Source organism: Mycobacterium sp. 48b, from assembly GCF_048282725.1.
GTDB lineage: Bacteria > Actinomycetota > Actinomycetes > Mycobacteriales > Mycobacteriaceae > Mycobacterium.
In genome coordinates, this window is sequence record NZ_JBLVUL010000001.1 from 1,786,938 (window position 1) to 1,802,125 (window position 15,188).

The window sequence follows — 15,188 nt, forward strand, 5'->3', positions numbered from 1 at the left end:
TTGGCATGCCGATCGCACACGGCGACAACAAACGACTCAACGACGCGGTGGTCGCCAACGTGTACACCATTCAGCACCAGGCAGGCTGCACCAACGACGTCACGATCATCCCGCAACTGCAACGTGCCGCCGAATGGCACGCCCGGGATGTGCTGAACAATCGCGACCTCAACGGTGATATCGGGTCTGACGGTTCGACGCCGCAAGACCGCGCCGACGCAGCCGGTTTCCAGGGTCGGGTGGCCGAAACGGTGGCGATCAATCCGGCCCTAGCGATCAGCGGTGTGGAGTTGATTAGCCGGTGGTATGACAACGCGGCATATCTCGCCATCATGTCCGATTGCGCCCACACTCACATCGGCGTGTGGTCGGAGAACAGTTTCGACCGCACCGTCGTGGTCGCCGACTACGGGTAGCCAGAGCGGGCCAGATCCCGCACATCGAAGCGACACGGTACATCGGCCGTCGGCCTCACGCCTGTGGTGTTGTCGGAGCTGACGGCACAGCCACGGACATGGGCGGTGCCTGAAGGCGCAATGTCGAGGCCGTCGGATACAGGATCGCGGGTCACTGCTTCGGCCACCATGTGGTGACGGTGTCACGCATCGGTTCTACGCGGTGCTCTGCCGCCAAGAGCGCCAGATGGGCCAGTGTTTCACCGTTGGCGGCCCGGCGCATGAAGTTGGGTACCTGAGCCCAGGGCCGCGACCACCCCAGGCGGGTGGTGATCTGCCAGCAGGTTGCCCCAGGGCAGTCGGCCACCGCGCGTTCGATCTCACCAAGGCGCGTGCGGTGATGGGCGAAAAGTTCGTCCAGCCTGGTTGTGAACGCGTCGAAGCGGTATTCGTGGGCGGGAAGCACCTCGTCGGGTTGATATCCACGCAGTTTGGCCAGCGAGGCGAGGAAGTCGGCGAGGGGATTGGCGGCTTGCTGGGGATGCACGGAGATGTTCGGGGTGATCCGCGGCAACACACAATCGCCGGTCAGCATCAGCCTGCGGTCGGGCTCGGCGAAGCAGAGATGCCCGGGCGAATGGCCGGGCGTCCAGATCGCGCGCAGGTTCCAGCCCGGCAACGGGAGACGATCGCCATCGTCGATGAACCGGTCCGGTTCGGCCTGCCGGACGAACTGCCGGATTCCAAGCGACGCCGAGCTCAGTTCGTCCAACTCGACCTCGGGCACCCCGCAGTCCACCAAGAGGTCCCGCATACTCGCCACGAGAGGTTCTACCTCGCCGTAGCGGGTGGGCAACACCGCGGCATCGGCCGGGTGCACCCCGACCCATGCTCCGGAATGCTCGCGCACCCGCCCAGCCAATCCGTAGTGGTCGGGGTGGACGTGCGTGATCAGCACCGCAGAGACGTCGGTGATGTCGCATCCGGCCTTGGACAGTCCCTCGACGAGGGCCGTCCACGCTTCCTCGGTGTCCCAGCCGGCGTCGACGATGGCGACCCCGTCAGGCAGCTCGAACGCATACACCAGCACGTATCGCAACGGATTGTCCGGGATTGGCACCGGGATCGACCACAATCCCGGTCGCACCTGCTCGACCGGCGGCAACACGCCGTCGACCCAGGCCTGCCGCTGAACGGCCCCCGGCGCCTCGGCCATGGCTGTGTTCCTCCTGTCGCGGTCCCGACGCACACCGTCACACGCACAAATGTTAGTCATCGTTCACAATCCTGGGCAGGTCGTCGCTGGCTGCTATGCCGAGCACCGCGTAACCCATGGCGGCCAGACGGGCAGCGACCCGCTCGGGGGGCAGGCCGGTGTCGCGGTAGTGAAGGATCGACTGGATCGCGCCGATCGCACCATGTACGACCGCGCGGACGTCGGCCTCATCAAGCTCCGGCCGCAACTCCGCGACCACGTGCACCCATTCCTCGAGATACAGTCGCTGCTTACGTCGCAGGCGGCGCCGCTGCTCATCGGACAAGTTATGCAACTCGCGGTAATAGACAATCGCCAGCTCCCGATCGTTGATCACCAGCGAGACATGGTCGGCGACCAGCCCAGTCAACGCCTCACGCTCATCACGAGCCTGGTCCACGATGGTCGAGGCCCGCTCCAGCAGCGCGTCGATCACCCGCTCGAACAGCGACGCGAGCACGGCGGCCTTGCTGTCGAAATGCCGGTAGATTCCCGGTCCCACGATTCCAGCCGCCACACCGAGATCCGTCATCGACACGGCGTGATATCCCCGCTCGGCGATGAGCTCGGCGGCCGCGGCCAGAATCCGCTCACGACGTTCGCTTCCCCGAGTCCGTTGAGTAACGATCGCTCCGCTCACCGTGCCCCTTCCTCTTGGGTGAAACCACATGGGCCGGCGTCGCCTGCTTGTGCCCTGAACTCGCGTGGTCCCACCGCGGCCAACAGCAATGCTAACAGCGGTTAACACGCTGCAGGGCCGGGTAGCGAATTGGCGCGGACGAGGCGAAGCGGTTGCTGACGATGATTGGCCGACGAGGTGTTGGTCGACCGGGCCAGCGGGAAGCGACACCTGCACCGCGGTCGGCGACGCTAGGCGGTGGGCGGGGCCGGTCCGCGGGCCTCGCCGCCGGGGGCGACGGTGTGCGTCACGCCGACCTCGGAGCGTGCTGACCGGTCTGGCTGCGCGTCAGAGCCGTACATCGATGTGGGGAACCGCATCGGAGGCTAATTGTCATCACGTTATTGAGGTACCTCTTCCCGTTCTCTTCTTCCCGTCCGGCGTACAAAACTCCTGGTCCGTGGCCAGTGAACTGGCAAGACTGCTTGCCGATGATCGGCGGTGCGACAGAATCCAGGAATCGTTTTCCTTGCCAGCGGTGTGGGTATGACCTATGATCATAGTGCTTAATGACATGAGTCACATCAACGATGACTTGTGTCAACACCGACAACGGCGACGGGGCCCTTCGATCGACACAACAGTCTGGGCAGCCGGCGTCGACGCGCGGATCAAGATCGATGTGATTAGGTCGACGAAGGGAGTTTCGTGAAGACTCGGGCAGCCGTGCTCCATGGGCAGAACGAGCAGTTCAAGGTGCAGGAGGTGGATCTCGACCCGCCGGGCCCGCACGAGGTGCGGGTGCGCCTGGCGGCGACCGGCCTCTGCCACAGCGACTACCACCTGGTGACAGGCGATCTTCCGATGCCGTATCCGGTGATCGGCGGCCACGAAGGGGCCGGGGTCATCGAAGAGGTCGGCGCCGAGGTCACGGCGGTCGAACCGGGCGATCATGTGGTGTTGTCGTTCATCCCCGCGTGTGGGCACTGCCGCTCGTGTGCGGTCGGACACTCCAACCTTTGCGACCTGGGTGCCAACATCCTGGCCGGTCCGCAGCTCGACGGGACCTACCGATTCCACGTGGGAGCGCAAGGCGCTGGCCAGATGTGCTTGCTGGGAACGTTTGCCGAGCACACCGTGGTGCCTGATGTTTCCGTCGTCAAGATCGATCGGAGCGTTCCGCTGCGCACCGCAGCCCTGATCGGGTGCGGCGTGCCCACCGGCTACGGGGCGGCAGTCAACAAGGCCAAGGTGCGGCCCGGTGAATCCGTGGTCGTCTGGGGCGCCGGGGGAATCGGCATGAACGCGATCCAGGGGGCCGCTACGTCGGGCGCCCGCGTCGTCGTGGCCGTCGAACCGGACGAGGCCAAGCGCAAACTCGCCTACGAAGTGTTCGGCGCGACACACGTCGTCGATCCGACCGCCGTCGACCCGGTCGACGCGGTGTTGGAGGCCACCTGGAACAGGGGGGCCGACGTGTCCATCGCCACGCCCGGCGTTCTGACCCAGGCGATCCTCGCACAAGCGCTGCAGGCGCTGGGGAAAGGCGGGCGGGCCGTCCTGGTCGCCGTGCCGCCCGCCGGCGCCGACCACCTACCCATCGCTCCCTTCGACGTTGTGATGTTCGAACGCCAGATCCTGGGCACCGTGTATGGCAGCAGCAACCCGTTCTCCGACATTCCCCAGCTGATCGACCTCTATCAATCCGGCAAATTGAAACTCGATGAGCTGGTGACCAACACCTACTCGCTTGATCAAATCAACGAGGGGTACGAGGCCATGCTCGCGGGTCGCAACATCCGCGGGTTGGTCATTCTGTCGGACGACTAGCAGCCCAAGTGGAGAGCTGATTCCGCCCTGCAGTGCAAAGTTGTCTCGGCCACGGCCGCGACGCAAAACCGATAGCCGTTCGTGAAGATTGGAGCGAATTCAACAATGACGACACAACAGCGCAACACCGATATCGATGACGAACGACCCACGCGGCTCAACGCCGAAGCGGCCGACAAGTTCATCGAGCATCTGAGCATGCACGACCGGGAGGTTCAACGCCACCGACTGGCGATCTACGACCGGATGCGTGAAGCATGCCCGGTCGGGCACTCCGTCGAACACGGCGGCCACACCCGAATACCGGCTGGATCCCGACAAGCCACCGGTGTGGCACACCGGTGACACCTGGGGTGTGAAGTCTTTGCCGGTGATCTTCGAGGCCAGGTCGTGACGAGTCCCGTGACCAGCAAATCCGCAGAGGTCACCGTCGATCTCAACCGGTGCATGGGCCATGCCCGCTGCCACTCACTGGCACCTGCGGTTTATGGCCTGGACGACGAAGGAAAGTCCGTCGTGATCGTCAATCCCGTTCCGCCAGAGTTGGTCAACGAAGCAGAGGAAGGCGCGCAGGCGTGCCCCGAACACGCGATCACAGTTCGCTACCACGATTGACAGCTCGTCACCAGCTGACCAAAACCGTCTTACAACCAGCAAAGCGAGACCCAAGATGACAATGACGGCACCGCTGAAATCCGATGTGCGATGGCGCTTCGAGCAATACATCGGCGGGACATGGCGTCCCTCCGTCAGTGGCAAACGCAGGCAGGTCATCGACCCGGCCACCGCGACCGTCGTCGGCGATGTCGCCGACGGAGGGATCGCCGACGTCGAGGCGGCGGTCGCGTGTGCCCGCACGGCCTTCGACGAGGGCCCCTGGGCCGGCCTGGACGTGCGAAGCAGGGTCCGAGCGCTGCAGCCAGCCATCGACTACCTGGTCGAAAACCAGGACGCCCTCCTGGAAGCGGAAATCGCCGAATGCGGATCTCCGATCAAGACGGCGAGCGCTCTGCACGTCGGATTCGCCTTGGCCCACAGCCAGTACTTCCTCGATATGGCCCCAAGCGTGCGTCTGGAGCAGCCATTGGGGTTCCATTCGCCGCCGTTTAGCGTCAGTCACGTCGTACGGGAACCCGAGGGCGTCGTCGCGGCCATCACCCCGTTCAACTTCCCGCTCTTGTTGGCCGTGTGGAAAGTCATTCCCGCACTGCTGATGGGCAACAGCGTCGTGCTCAAGCCCAACCCACGCACGCCGCTGTCGGCGATGCTACTGGCTGAAGCATTGTCGCGCACAGATCTTCCCCCCGGGCAATTCAACGTCGTCACCGGGGACGTCGAAGTGGGCCAATACCTCGTCGAAAGCGCTCTGGTGGACCATGTCACGTTCACCGGCAGCACCGGGGTCGGGCGGAGCGTCGCCGCCGGGGCTGCGCAAACGTTGAAGAACGTCACCCTAGAGCTCGGCGGAAAGTCGCCGTCAGTCATCCTGCCCGACGCTGACTTCGATCTCGTCGTCGACGGCGTGCTGTTCGGCGTCAACTTCTACGCCGGGCAGTGCTGTGAAGCGGGCAGCCGGGTCTTCGTGCCACGCGGGCGCGAAGAGGAACTCATCGACCGGCTGGTGCGGCGGGCCGCCACGATCAGACTCGGAGACACGCGCAACCCGCAGACCGACCTCGGCCCGGTGATCTCGGCCGAGAAAGCCGCCGAGCTGGAGCGCGTCGTCAATGACGCCGCGGCCGCCGGCGCCACAGTGGCGTGTGGTGGTCGTCGTGCCGACATCGGCGACGGCTACTTCTTCCAGCCGACAGTGATCCACAACGTCAACAACGACATGCCGATCGCCCGTCAGGAGCTTTTCGGCCCCGTGCTGTCGGTCATCGGGTACGACTCCGTCGACGACGCGGTGCGCCTGGCCAACGACACGATATACGGCTTGGCAGCGACGGTGTGGTCCACCAACATGGTCAACGCCTACGAAATCAGCCGCCGGTTACGCGCCGGCACGGTCTGGATCAATGACCACCACCAGTTGCGCCCCGACGCACCGTTCGGCGGATACCGGCAAAGCGGCATCGGCCGCGAACTCGGAGACGACGGATTCCTCGATTTCACCGAAGCCAAACACATCTACATGAGCCTGACGAATGATCGCCAGTCGCGCTTCTGGTCCCTAATCCTGCCCGCTGAGGAATAGGAGCGGGGGACGCATCGCTGTGGTGGGTGCGGGGCCGGCCGGCCTGTACGCGGTGACCCGAACTTGTGGAGTCGGGTCACCCGGTGAAGATAGACGTGTTCGAACGGCTGCCCTCGCCGTTCGGGCTCGTCCGGTACGGAGTCGCGCCGGATAACCAGAAGATCAAGTCGGTCGCCCGCGTTCTGGGCGCACCCTTCACCGCCCATTCAGCCACGGTCCGTTTTCTGGGGAACGTCTCTGTCGGCCGTGATATCAGCCGACACGAGTTGCGAGGATTTTACGACGCCGTCATCTACGCTTTTGGCGCGGAAGACGCCCGAGTGCTGGACGTACCCGGTAGCCGCCTGCCGGGCAGCTTTGCGGCCAAAGAATTCGTCGGCTGGTATTCCGGACATCCCGACGCCGCCGACCGCAACTTCCCACTGCACGGTCGGGGCGTGGCCGTGGTGGGGGCCGGCAACGTCGCCCTCGATGTCGCGCGAGTGCTCGCGCGCAGCGCCGAGGAGATCGCCGCCACCGACGTGCCCGACCGGGTCGTCACCGCACTTGGCTCCAGCGCCATCACCGACATCTATCTGCTGTGCCGACGCGGCCCCGCGCAGATGAAATTCACACCGGTCGAACTTCGCGAACTCGGCGAGCTGTCCAACGCCGATCTCATCATCGATCCGACCGAATTGGCGTTGAGCGAAAGCGAGCGAGCCGAGCTGTTGGGAAGGCCCCAGCTCGAACGCATGGTCTCAACGCTGCGGCAGTGGGCGGATCGGCCGCTGCAGGGCAAACCGAGGAGACTGCACCTGAGATTCCTCCGGAGCCCTGTCGCTATCCTCGGCGACGACCACGTCAATGCCCTGGTTGTCGAACGCAACGAACTGACCGACGACGGCCAGGCGCGCGGTTCAGGCCAGTACGAGGTGCTCGACGTGAACCTGGTGCTGCATTCCGTCGGCTACCAGGTGCGTCCGGTAGCCGACTTGCCCTACGACAGCGGTACGCAAACCATCCGCAACCAAGGGGGCCGCCTAGTGGACGGACAGGGCCATTTCCTGCCGGGCGAGTACGTGACCGGTTGGGCCAAGCGCGGCCCCAGTGGCGTGATCGGCACCAATCGAGCCGACGCCGCCGAGACCGTCAAGAACCTGCTGGCCGACCTGCCCGGCCTCGCACCGCCGAGACACGACCACCGCCGGACGGTCATCGAACTGCTCGAGCACCGCGCAGTCAACGTCGTGGACTGGGCGGGATGGCTACGGCTGGACTCCCACGAAATCCAAGCAGGTCGGCGCCGAGGAAGCCCCCGGGTCAAAACCCCGGATCTGGCCGCCATGCTCGATCACGCCCACCCCCTGGCACACGACGCCCCGACGGACGCCGCGGCCGGCACCCCGAGCCCGGCCGGGCGAACACCAGGATGACCCGCACGTATCGAGTGGTGCGCCCGGGAGCCCGCCGACACCGGCACGCACAGTCGACATCCCAACTCAGGTCCACAACACAGTCTCTGCGAAGGAGCCACGATATGATCGACCGCCACATTCCTTGGATGCAGCCCGCCTCGGCCCCGGGCCGCTTCCGTGAGATCGGCGTGTGGGGCGACCAGACGATCGCGGACGTCGTCGACGACCACGCACAACGGCATCCCGAAAAGACTGCGGTCATCGATTCCCGCGAAAAGCTGACATACGCCCAACTCAGGGACCTGTCGCTGCGCCTTGCGCGGGTCCTGCTCGATCACGGTGTCGAGCCCGGCGACCCGGTCGCCATCCACCTGCCCGGCTGCGTTTTGCTGCCGGCACTGCACCTGGCGTGCAACAGGATCGGCGCGCTGTTCCTGCCGGTGAGCACCGGCTGGCGCGGCGCCGAGCTGCGGTCTCTGCTGGGCACGGTACGGGCTTCGATGCTGATCGTCCTCAACGATAACGGCGGCTTCGACTACGTCGGCCTGGCGGAAACGCTGCGTGACGGGCTGCCCGACCTCAAACACGTGTTGACCGCCCGAAGCGGTTCGCTGGAATCGCTGGCAGCCAACTCGGCGCCTCTGACCGCCGGCGAGCTCGACGAGCATCGGCCGAGCGCCGATGCGCCCGCACACGTGATGTCCTCGTCGGGAACGACCGGTATCCCCAAGGCGTCGGTGTGGAGTTCGAATGACCTGGTCGCCCTGCTCGTCCACCATATGGGCCGCCGCCTCCACCTCGGTGCCGACGACGTCGCCGCCGCCATCGCACCGGCCAGCACGGGCTCGACCGGCTACGTCTTTCCCGTGCTGGCACCACTGTTGGTGGGTGCGACGACCGCGCTGCTGGAAACCTGGAAGCCGCAGGCCGCACTGGACCTGATCATCCGGGAGCAGTGCACCTACGCGACCGCCGTGCCCACCCAGATGATCATGATGCTGGAGTTCCCGCTCGAGCAGTATGACCTGTCCCACTTCACCCGATTCAACAACGCGGGCGCCCCGCTGCCACAGTCCACCGCGCGCGACCTCGAATCACGGATGGGCTGCCGCGTGCAAACCATTTACGGCGCCACCGATGGGGGAGTGCCCGCCATCACGTCGATCGACGATCCAGACGAGCTACGCCACACGACCGTCGGCTCGGTCTGCCCCGGTGTCGAGGTGGTGTTGCTCGGCGCGGACGGCAACCCCGTGCCGCCGGGCGACGCTGGTGAACTGTGCTGGCGTGGGCCCAACAAGTCATACGGCTATCTCAACGAGCCCGACTACGACCGGCAGGCTTGGGATGATCAGGGTTTCTTCCACTCCGGTGACGTCGGTGAGTTCGATGACCGCGGATACCTACGCATCGTGGGGCGCATCAAGGACATGATCTTGCGGGGAGGCACCAACATCTTCCCGCGGGAAGTCGAGGAGCTGCTGCTCGAGCACCCTGACGTGGCTGGCGTAGCGATCGTGGGAATCCCCGATGAGCGGCTGGGCGAGCGGGCCTGCGCCGCAGTGGTGCCCGCTTTAGGCTCTCACCCCCGGCTCGACGATCTGTGCTCGTTTCTGCTCGACCGCCAGCTCGCCAAGGCCAAGCTGCCCGAAAGATTCATCGTGCTCGATGAGCTGCCGACCAATGCCGGCGGAAAGGTCGACAAAGCGCTCCTTCGAGACATCGCCATCAAGGACCTGGCAGGTCACGCGCGTAACGAAGACGGGACCTCAGCTCGCCATCGGCCGCCGGCGCCAGGTACGCCGGCTGACACCGCACCGTCAACCGCAGAACGCGCAGCTGAGGGAACGGCATGAGCGATCCGACCGGCCCGCTGTCCGGGGTACGCATCCTCGACCTGTCCGCGCTGGCCCCAGGGCCGTTTGCCACCATGCTGCTCGGCGACCTCGGCGCGGAGGTGATCACGGTGGAAGCCCCGGCCGCCGCGCGAAGCGGCAGCGGTCTTGGCGCGCTACCCGGTTACGGTGGTGAGCGCGCGCGCCGACAGGGCATCAATCCGCTGTATCGCTCCCGACGATCACTCGTGCTGGACCTCAAGCAACCGCAAGCCCTGGAGATCGCCCTGCAACTGGCGCAGCGCAGTGACGTCTTCGTCGAGGGATTCCGGCCGGGAACCTGCGAGCGGCTCGGATTGGGCTACGACACGGTCGCCGCGCGGAACCCGGCGATCGTCTATTGCTCGCTGACCGGCTATGGGCAATCCGGGGAGCTGGCGATGCGCGCCGGTCACGATCTCAACTACATCGCCGAGTCGGGCCTGCTGTCGGCGACGACACGCGATGGCCAGCGTCCGGGCATACCCGTCAACGTGGTGGCCGACTTCGCCGCAGGAGGTTTGCTGGCCGCGTTCGGCATCCTGGCCGGCCTCCTGGGCCGCCAGGCCAGCGGCCGGGGAACTCACATCGACGTGTCGATGTATGAGGGGCTGCTCGGCCTGCTGCAGGTGGTCCAGTCGTGGACGCTGGCGTCGGCGCCGGATCCGTCGTGGGGCCGGGGCCTGCTGTCGGGGGCGGTCCCCTTCTATGACTGCTATCGCACGGCCGACGGGCAATGGCTGTCGGTGGCTGCTCTGGAGCCGAAGTTCTTCGCGAACCTCTGCACAGCACTCGGCCGCCCCGACCTGATCTCGGCTTATGCCGACCAGTCTCGATGGGGCGAGCTGCGGGCCGCATTCGAGAAGACCTTCTCCGCTGCCTCGCTCGCGGAATGGCTGGCCCGGCTGGAAGAGGTCGACACCGCGGTGGCTCCCGTGAGGTCGCTGCCCGACGCGTTCGACGCAGCGCAGCGCAGAGGGTTGCTGGACGCGCCGGGTGTGGTTGGCCCGCTGCCGCGCATGAGCGCGTGGAAGCCAACCGCGGGATCGGTCGTTACCCGGCCCGGGCAGCACACTCGCGAAATTCTCGACGAGATCGGCCTTTCCCCGGACGAGATCGAAACGCTGCGGGCGACCGGCGCGGTCACGGAGTGAAATCGGCGAGGACGATCCAAATCGGGATGATCATCGTCATTGTAAAGTATATGGACTCTGGACGTCGTAACGGAGAAACGATCGGAGAATGAGCATGCAGGCACGTGTCGCCGTCGTCACCGGCGCCGCTAGAGGAATCGGACGCGAGATCGCGTTAGCGCTAGGCCGGCAAGGCCGCCACGTCGCGGTGGTCGATCTGCGCGACCACGAGGCTAAGGAGACCGCGGCGACGATCACCGCAGCCGGCGGCACCGCCGTGCCCGTCGCCGTGGATGTCACCGACCCGGCGTCGGTGAAGGAGGGCCTCAACGAGGTTCGCCAGAAGCTGGGATCGATCTCCATCCTGGTCAACAACGCTGGGTGGGACGAGCTCAAGCCCTTTGTCGATACCGACGAGGAGTTCTGGCAGCGCGTCATCGAGATCAACTACAAGGGCGTGCTTCGGACCACGCACGACGTGCTTCCGGCGATGATCGAGGCGGGGTGGGGGCGGATTGTCAACATCGGCTCGGACGCCGGTCGTGTCGGTTCGTCGCTGGAGTCGGTGTACTCGGGGGCCAAGGGCGCTGTGATCGCATTCACGAAGACGATCGCTCGCGAGGTCGCCCGCGCGGGGGTAACCGCCAACACCGTGTGCCCCGGCCCGACCGACACCCCTTTGCTACAAGAGATCGTCCGCGGCCAAGCCGATGCAGACAAGGTGATCGGTGCGATGACCCGGGCGGTGCCGATGAAGCGTCTGGGCCGGCCGGAGGAGGTCGCCGCCGCGGTCGCGTTCCTCGCTTCCGACGACGCGGGGTTCATCACCGGACAGACGCTGTCGGTGAGCGGCGGCCTTACCATGGCGTAGCTCTGAACCATGGCGTAGCTCTGACCGACGGCCGCAGCGCCGGGAACGCTACCGCCCCCCGGTGCCGCTCCTTAGCTCCAGGTTCTTGACGATAGGGGGATCGGCGCTGAGCTTCCCGACGCGGCGGGCGCCACCGGGAGAGCCGATTTCGGAGAAGAAGTCGGCATTGATCTGCTGATAGTGCCGTACACCGTCGGGGAGGTCGGTCTCGTAGTGGATCGCCTCCACGGGGCAGACCGGTTCGCACGCCCCGCAATCGATGCACTCGGCGGGGTGGATGTACATCATCCGTTCGCCTTCGTATATGCAGTCGACCGGGCATTCTTTGATGCACGTCTTGTCGAGAACGTCGACACATGCCTCGGTAATCACATAAGTCACGGATTCACCTTTCTCTACTCTTTATGTAACCCCGTTGCGACGTCACGCTGGACGTGGCGGATGACCGTAGGCTGGTACCTGCCAGAACGGGGCCGTGCGCTTCACACGGCCGAGGAGCCGAAGATGGTCTCGGCTATCCGGGCACGGTGTTGGCGCGGGGTCCCGTACGCCTGTTCCATGGCCTTCCCCCGTTTGAGCCACAGGTGCAGGTCATGCTCCCAGGTGAAACCGATCCCACCGTGGCATTGCAAAGCGCTGTCGTTGGCGGTCTTTTCCGCTTCCGACGCGCAACTCTTGGCAACCGCCGCGGCCGTCGGCGCTTCATCCGAACCAATGGCGACCAAGTGCGCGGCGACCCACGTCGCCGGCCGGGCGAATTCGACCGCGAGATAGGCATTGGAGAGTTGATGCTTGACGGCCTGAAACGATCCGACCGGTCTGCCGAACTGCTCCCGCTGCCGCACATAATCGACCGTGGTTTCTACTAAGTACGCCCCGATGCCCACGAGCGTGGCAGCGGCGGCCACGGCGGCGCGTACGGCTAAAAGGTCCGCCCGTCCGGTGCTGCCGGGCAACAAGGTATCGGAGGTGGCTTCGGCGCGGATAGTCGCCAGGCGGCGGGCGCCGTCCTCGACTTCGTGGGACTCGATGTCGCAGTTGCTCACGGGTACGACATGCAGACAGTCCTCGCTCGCCACCACGATGAGGTCGAACGAGCTGTCGATGACAGCGAACGGTGCACCCGGCGGCTGAATGGTGGCGATTAGTTCGCCGGCTGCGATGGCGGGCAACCACCGCTCGATCTGGCGGTCGCTGCCCATGTCTGCGATCGTCAGCGCCGCCACCGCGGTCTCCAGCAGCGGGTCGGGAAGCGCGACCCGGCCGGCTTCCTCGAGCAGCAATGCGAGCTCCACATCAGAGCGCCCCAGGCCGCCGAACCGTTCTGGCACTACGACACCGAGGAACCCAATCTCGGCCAGTCGAGCCCACGCCGCGCGATCGACGGCGCAGTCGGCATCCCAGGCCGAACGAACCCGCGACGCAGGGTACTCGGCACGCAAGAATTCCCGTGCCGCGGCTGCCAGCTCTTTCTGGTCGGGCGTGAGGTCGATGTTCACCGCGGCTCCCGTGGAAGTCCGAGCAGGCGCTCGCCGATGATGTTGCGTTGTATCTCGTTGGTGCCGGCGAAGATTCGCGACGCCCGAGCGTGCCAGTATCGGCGATGAAACCCGGCTCCAGCGGCACAGCCGGATGAATCCGCCAGTTCTGCGAAGGGACCCAGGATCTGCAGAGCGGTTTCCTGGATTCTGCTGTCGAGCTCCGACCAATACAACTTGACGAGGCTGGACCTGGAACCGACGCCGGTGCCCGCGGCGAGTTGGCTGGCGATGTGCTGCATGTACCGGCGGAAAAGCTCGGCCTCGGCGAAGCGCGAGGCGATCTCGTCCCGGAGGGCGGGATCGTCGGCGATGCCCATACGTGTGGCGAGGTCGACCAATTGCCGCACGTCGTTGGACAGACGCACGTGGTTGCCCAAGCCGGTGCCGCGCTCGTAGCCCAGCGTCGCCATGGCAACGCGCCACCCGTCACCGACCGCACCGATGACGTTCTTCGCGGGAACGCGCACGTCGGTGAAAAACACCTCGGAGAAACCCGGCTCGCCGTGCAACTGGCGGATCGGCCGCAACTCGATGCCAGCAGTGTCCATCGGCAGCACGATGTATGTCAGGCCCCGATGCCGAGTCTGGCCGGGGTCCGTGCGGACCAGGGCGAACATCCATTCGGCGAACGCGGACAGTGATGTCCAGATCTTCTGGCCATTGATGACGAAATCGTCTCCGTCAAGGACCGCCCGAGTTCGCACGGCGGACAGGTCGCTGCCCGCGCCCGGTTCGGAGAATCCCTGGCACCATAACTCGTCGCAGCTGAGCATCCCCGGCAGCCAGCGCTGCTTCTGCTCGGTGGTGCCGAATTCGATGATGGTGGGGCCCGCTAGTCCGAGGGCGAGACGGTTCAACCGCTGCGGAGCTGCGGCTCGGTGGTACTCCTCGTCGAACAGCATCTGGCGCATGAAGTCGGCACCTCCGCCGCGGTACTCTCGCGGCCAATGCAGCGCCGAGTAGCCCGCGGTGTACAGCGCTTTCTCCCATTCCCGATGTGCGGCCACACCCTCGGCCGTGTAGGGCGGCGGTAAGGGGTGAGTGGGCGCGTTGGTCGTCAGCCAGGCGCGTACTTCATCGCGGAACGCCAGCTCTGAATCGGAGTACGACAATTCCATCGTCAACGTCCCCCCGGATTCTCGCCCACACCGCCGTTGCGAGTTGAGCGCATCGTCAACGCCAAGGGGAGAAGTCGGGCTTGCGTTTGTTCATGAAGGCATCGGCGCCTTCGGATTGCTCTCCGGACACGAAGAAGCCGGGGTTCACCTGGTTGAGAATGCTGAACCGGTCCTGTGCTTCCCGCATGGGCGCGACCGCGTCGTCAAAGGACTTTTTGACCAGTTTCAGCACGGTCGGGCTAAGCGCCAGCAACTCGTCACACCAACGCGCGACTTCGGCATCGAGATCCTCCGGCGGCACACACGCGTTGATGAGCCCCCAGTCCAGCGCCTGCTTGGCCGAGTAGCGCCGGCACAACATCCACATCTCCTTGGCCCGCTTCATACCGACCACCGTCCACAGGTAGCTCACCAGCCACCCCTCGGCTGGACTGGCGACGCGCGGACCGTTCTGTCCGAGCACCGAGCGATCAGACGCGATGGTGAAATCGCAGGCGTAGGCCATGTGGTGTCCCCCGCCGATCGCGTAGCCGTCCACCCGGGCGATCACCGGCTTGAGACATTCACGAAACGCGCGGTAGAGCTGCTTGACCAACTCGTCGAAGGAGTCATCGCCGGCGTTGAACGTGCTCTCGTCCTCCACGCTGACGTCACCACCCGCGCAGAATGCCCGTTCGCCGGCACCGGTCAGCACGATCACCCCGACGTCGCCGTCCTCGCCGGCACGTCGCACGGCCGATGTCAACTCCCTGAGGGTGTGCGGCGTGAATGCATTCAATTTGTCGGGACGATTGATCGTTATCCGGGCGACGGCATCCTTGACTTCGTAGCGGATGTCGGAGAACTCCACCATTGAACTGCTCATTGAACAACTGCTCCTTCCCAACGTTTCCGGGCCTCGGACTTGGCCTCGGTTACCGATATGCAGAGGACTTGGGTTGCCACGCGGGGGACAGCG

General features: G+C 65.4%; 15 protein-coding genes and 1 pseudogene. 9 read left to right on the forward strand and 7 right to left on the reverse strand.

Features of this window, described 5'->3' with window-relative positions; all coding sequences use genetic code 11:
* Positions 1 to 5: 5 nt before the first annotated feature.
* Positions 6 to 413 (forward strand): annotated as a pseudogene (locus ACNQR1_RS08435) (CAP domain-containing protein); the annotation flags it as partial.
* A gap of 154 nt (positions 414 to 567) precedes the next feature.
* Here the strand turns inward: ACNQR1_RS08435 and ACNQR1_RS08440 are convergent.
* The 3 genes from ACNQR1_RS08440 to ACNQR1_RS08450 form a co-directional block, all read right to left on the reverse strand.
* Entirely contained in the window at positions 568 to 1,611 is a 1,044-nt protein-coding gene (locus ACNQR1_RS08440) for an MBL fold metallo-hydrolase (RefSeq protein ID WP_047040146.1), read from the reverse strand.
* A gap of 52 nt (positions 1,612 to 1,663) precedes the next feature.
* A complete protein-coding gene (locus tag ACNQR1_RS08445) occupies positions 1,664 to 2,290 on the reverse strand; it encodes a TetR/AcrR family transcriptional regulator (RefSeq protein ID WP_232530502.1) in 627 nt (208 codons plus the stop codon).
* A gap of 230 nt (positions 2,291 to 2,520) precedes the next feature.
* The gene (locus tag ACNQR1_RS08450) at positions 2,521 to 2,649 is read right to left on the reverse strand and encodes a hypothetical protein (protein ID WP_418045401.1); all 129 of its coding nucleotides are present in this window, start codon (positions 2,647 to 2,649) and stop codon (positions 2,521 to 2,523) included.
* A gap of 328 nt (positions 2,650 to 2,977) precedes the next feature.
* On the opposite strand from ACNQR1_RS08450, the gene ACNQR1_RS08455 reads away from it, so the two are divergent.
* From ACNQR1_RS08455 to ACNQR1_RS08490, 8 genes are all read left to right on the forward strand, one after another.
* Positions 2,978 to 4,099, forward strand: a complete 1,122-nt coding sequence (locus ACNQR1_RS08455; RefSeq protein WP_047040138.1) for an NDMA-dependent alcohol dehydrogenase — start codon at positions 2,978 to 2,980, stop codon at positions 4,097 to 4,099.
* 105 nt (positions 4,100 to 4,204) lie between these two features.
* Positions 4,205 to 4,444, forward strand: a complete 240-nt coding sequence (locus ACNQR1_RS08460) for a hypothetical protein (protein ID WP_064895177.1) — start codon at positions 4,205 to 4,207, stop codon at positions 4,442 to 4,444.
* 57 nt (positions 4,445 to 4,501) lie between these two features.
* Entirely contained in the window at positions 4,502 to 4,714 is a 213-nt protein-coding gene (locus tag ACNQR1_RS08465; RefSeq protein WP_064895175.1) for a ferredoxin, read from the forward strand.
* Positions 4,715 to 4,769: 55 nt separating this feature from the next.
* The gene (locus ACNQR1_RS08470) at positions 4,770 to 6,296 is read left to right on the forward strand and encodes an aldehyde dehydrogenase family protein (RefSeq protein WP_080989703.1); all 1,527 of its coding nucleotides are present in this window, start codon (positions 4,770 to 4,772) and stop codon (positions 6,294 to 6,296) included.
* Between the two features lie 83 nt (positions 6,297 to 6,379).
* On the forward strand, positions 6,380 to 7,711 hold the full coding sequence (locus ACNQR1_RS08475; protein WP_418045403.1) for an FAD-dependent oxidoreductase: 1,332 nt from the start codon (positions 6,380 to 6,382) through the stop codon (positions 7,709 to 7,711).
* 104 nt (positions 7,712 to 7,815) lie between these two features.
* On the forward strand, positions 7,816 to 9,549 hold the full coding sequence (locus tag ACNQR1_RS08480) for an AMP-binding protein (protein WP_158230620.1): 1,734 nt from the start codon (positions 7,816 to 7,818) through the stop codon (positions 9,547 to 9,549).
* The gene (locus tag ACNQR1_RS08485; RefSeq protein ID WP_047040135.1) at positions 9,546 to 10,721 is read left to right on the forward strand and encodes a CaiB/BaiF CoA transferase family protein; all 1,176 of its coding nucleotides are present in this window, start codon (positions 9,546 to 9,548) and stop codon (positions 10,719 to 10,721) included. Before ACNQR1_RS08480 ends, ACNQR1_RS08485 begins: the two co-directional genes overlap by 4 nt.
* A 94-nt stretch (positions 10,722 to 10,815) precedes the next feature.
* Positions 10,816 to 11,571, forward strand: a complete 756-nt coding sequence (locus ACNQR1_RS08490) for an SDR family NAD(P)-dependent oxidoreductase (protein WP_047040173.1) — start codon at positions 10,816 to 10,818, stop codon at positions 11,569 to 11,571.
* A 48-nt stretch (positions 11,572 to 11,619) separates the two neighbouring features.
* On the opposite strand, the gene fdxA is transcribed toward ACNQR1_RS08490, so the two are convergent.
* From fdxA to ACNQR1_RS08510, 4 genes are all read right to left on the reverse strand, one after another.
* The gene (gene fdxA / locus ACNQR1_RS08495) at positions 11,620 to 11,952 is read right to left on the reverse strand and encodes a ferredoxin (RefSeq protein ID WP_047040134.1); all 333 of its coding nucleotides are present in this window, start codon (positions 11,950 to 11,952) and stop codon (positions 11,620 to 11,622) included.
* 101 nt (positions 11,953 to 12,053) lie between these two features.
* Positions 12,054 to 13,070 (reverse strand): acyl-CoA dehydrogenase family protein, encoded by a 1,017-nt coding sequence (locus ACNQR1_RS08500; RefSeq protein ID WP_158230621.1) that lies wholly within the window; start codon positions 13,068 to 13,070, stop codon positions 12,054 to 12,056.
* Positions 13,067 to 14,230: an acyl-CoA dehydrogenase family protein gene (locus ACNQR1_RS08505; protein ID WP_099250703.1), complete on the reverse strand. Its 1,164-nt coding sequence runs from the start codon at positions 14,228 to 14,230 to the stop codon at positions 13,067 to 13,069. The genes ACNQR1_RS08500 and ACNQR1_RS08505 overlap by 4 nt, the downstream gene beginning before the upstream one ends.
* Before the next feature lie 55 nt (positions 14,231 to 14,285).
* The gene (locus tag ACNQR1_RS08510) at positions 14,286 to 15,095 is read right to left on the reverse strand and encodes an enoyl-CoA hydratase-related protein (RefSeq protein WP_233211443.1); all 810 of its coding nucleotides are present in this window, start codon (positions 15,093 to 15,095) and stop codon (positions 14,286 to 14,288) included.
* Between the last annotated feature and the right edge of the window lie 93 nt (positions 15,096 to 15,188).

Bases quoted from the DNA above. Each gene is read 5' to 3' on its own strand.
- ACNQR1_RS08440 (WP_047040146.1), bottom strand. From the start codon at position 1,611: ATGGCCGAGGCGCCGGGGGCCGTTCAGCGGCAGGCCTGGGTCGACGGC.
- ACNQR1_RS08450 (WP_418045401.1), bottom strand. From the start codon at position 2,649: ATGCGGTTCCCCACATCGATGTACGGCTCTGACGCGCAGCCAGACCGG.
- ACNQR1_RS08460 (WP_064895177.1), top strand. From the start codon at position 4,205: ATGACGACACAACAGCGCAACACCGATATCGATGACGAACGACCCACG.
- ACNQR1_RS08470 (WP_080989703.1), top strand. From the start codon at position 4,770: ATGACAATGACGGCACCGCTGAAATCCGATGTGCGATGGCGCTTCGAG.
- ACNQR1_RS08480 (WP_158230620.1), top strand. From the start codon at position 7,816: ATGATCGACCGCCACATTCCTTGGATGCAGCCCGCCTCGGCCCCGGGC.
- ACNQR1_RS08485 (WP_047040135.1), top strand. From the start codon at position 9,546: ATGAGCGATCCGACCGGCCCGCTGTCCGGGGTACGCATCCTCGACCTG.
- ACNQR1_RS08490 (WP_047040173.1), top strand. From the start codon at position 10,816: ATGCAGGCACGTGTCGCCGTCGTCACCGGCGCCGCTAGAGGAATCGGA.
- ACNQR1_RS08505 (WP_099250703.1), bottom strand. From the start codon at position 14,230: ATGGAATTGTCGTACTCCGATTCAGAGCTGGCGTTCCGCGATGAAGTA.
- ACNQR1_RS08510 (WP_233211443.1), bottom strand. From the start codon at position 15,095: ATGAGCAGTTCAATGGTGGAGTTCTCCGACATCCGCTACGAAGTCAAG.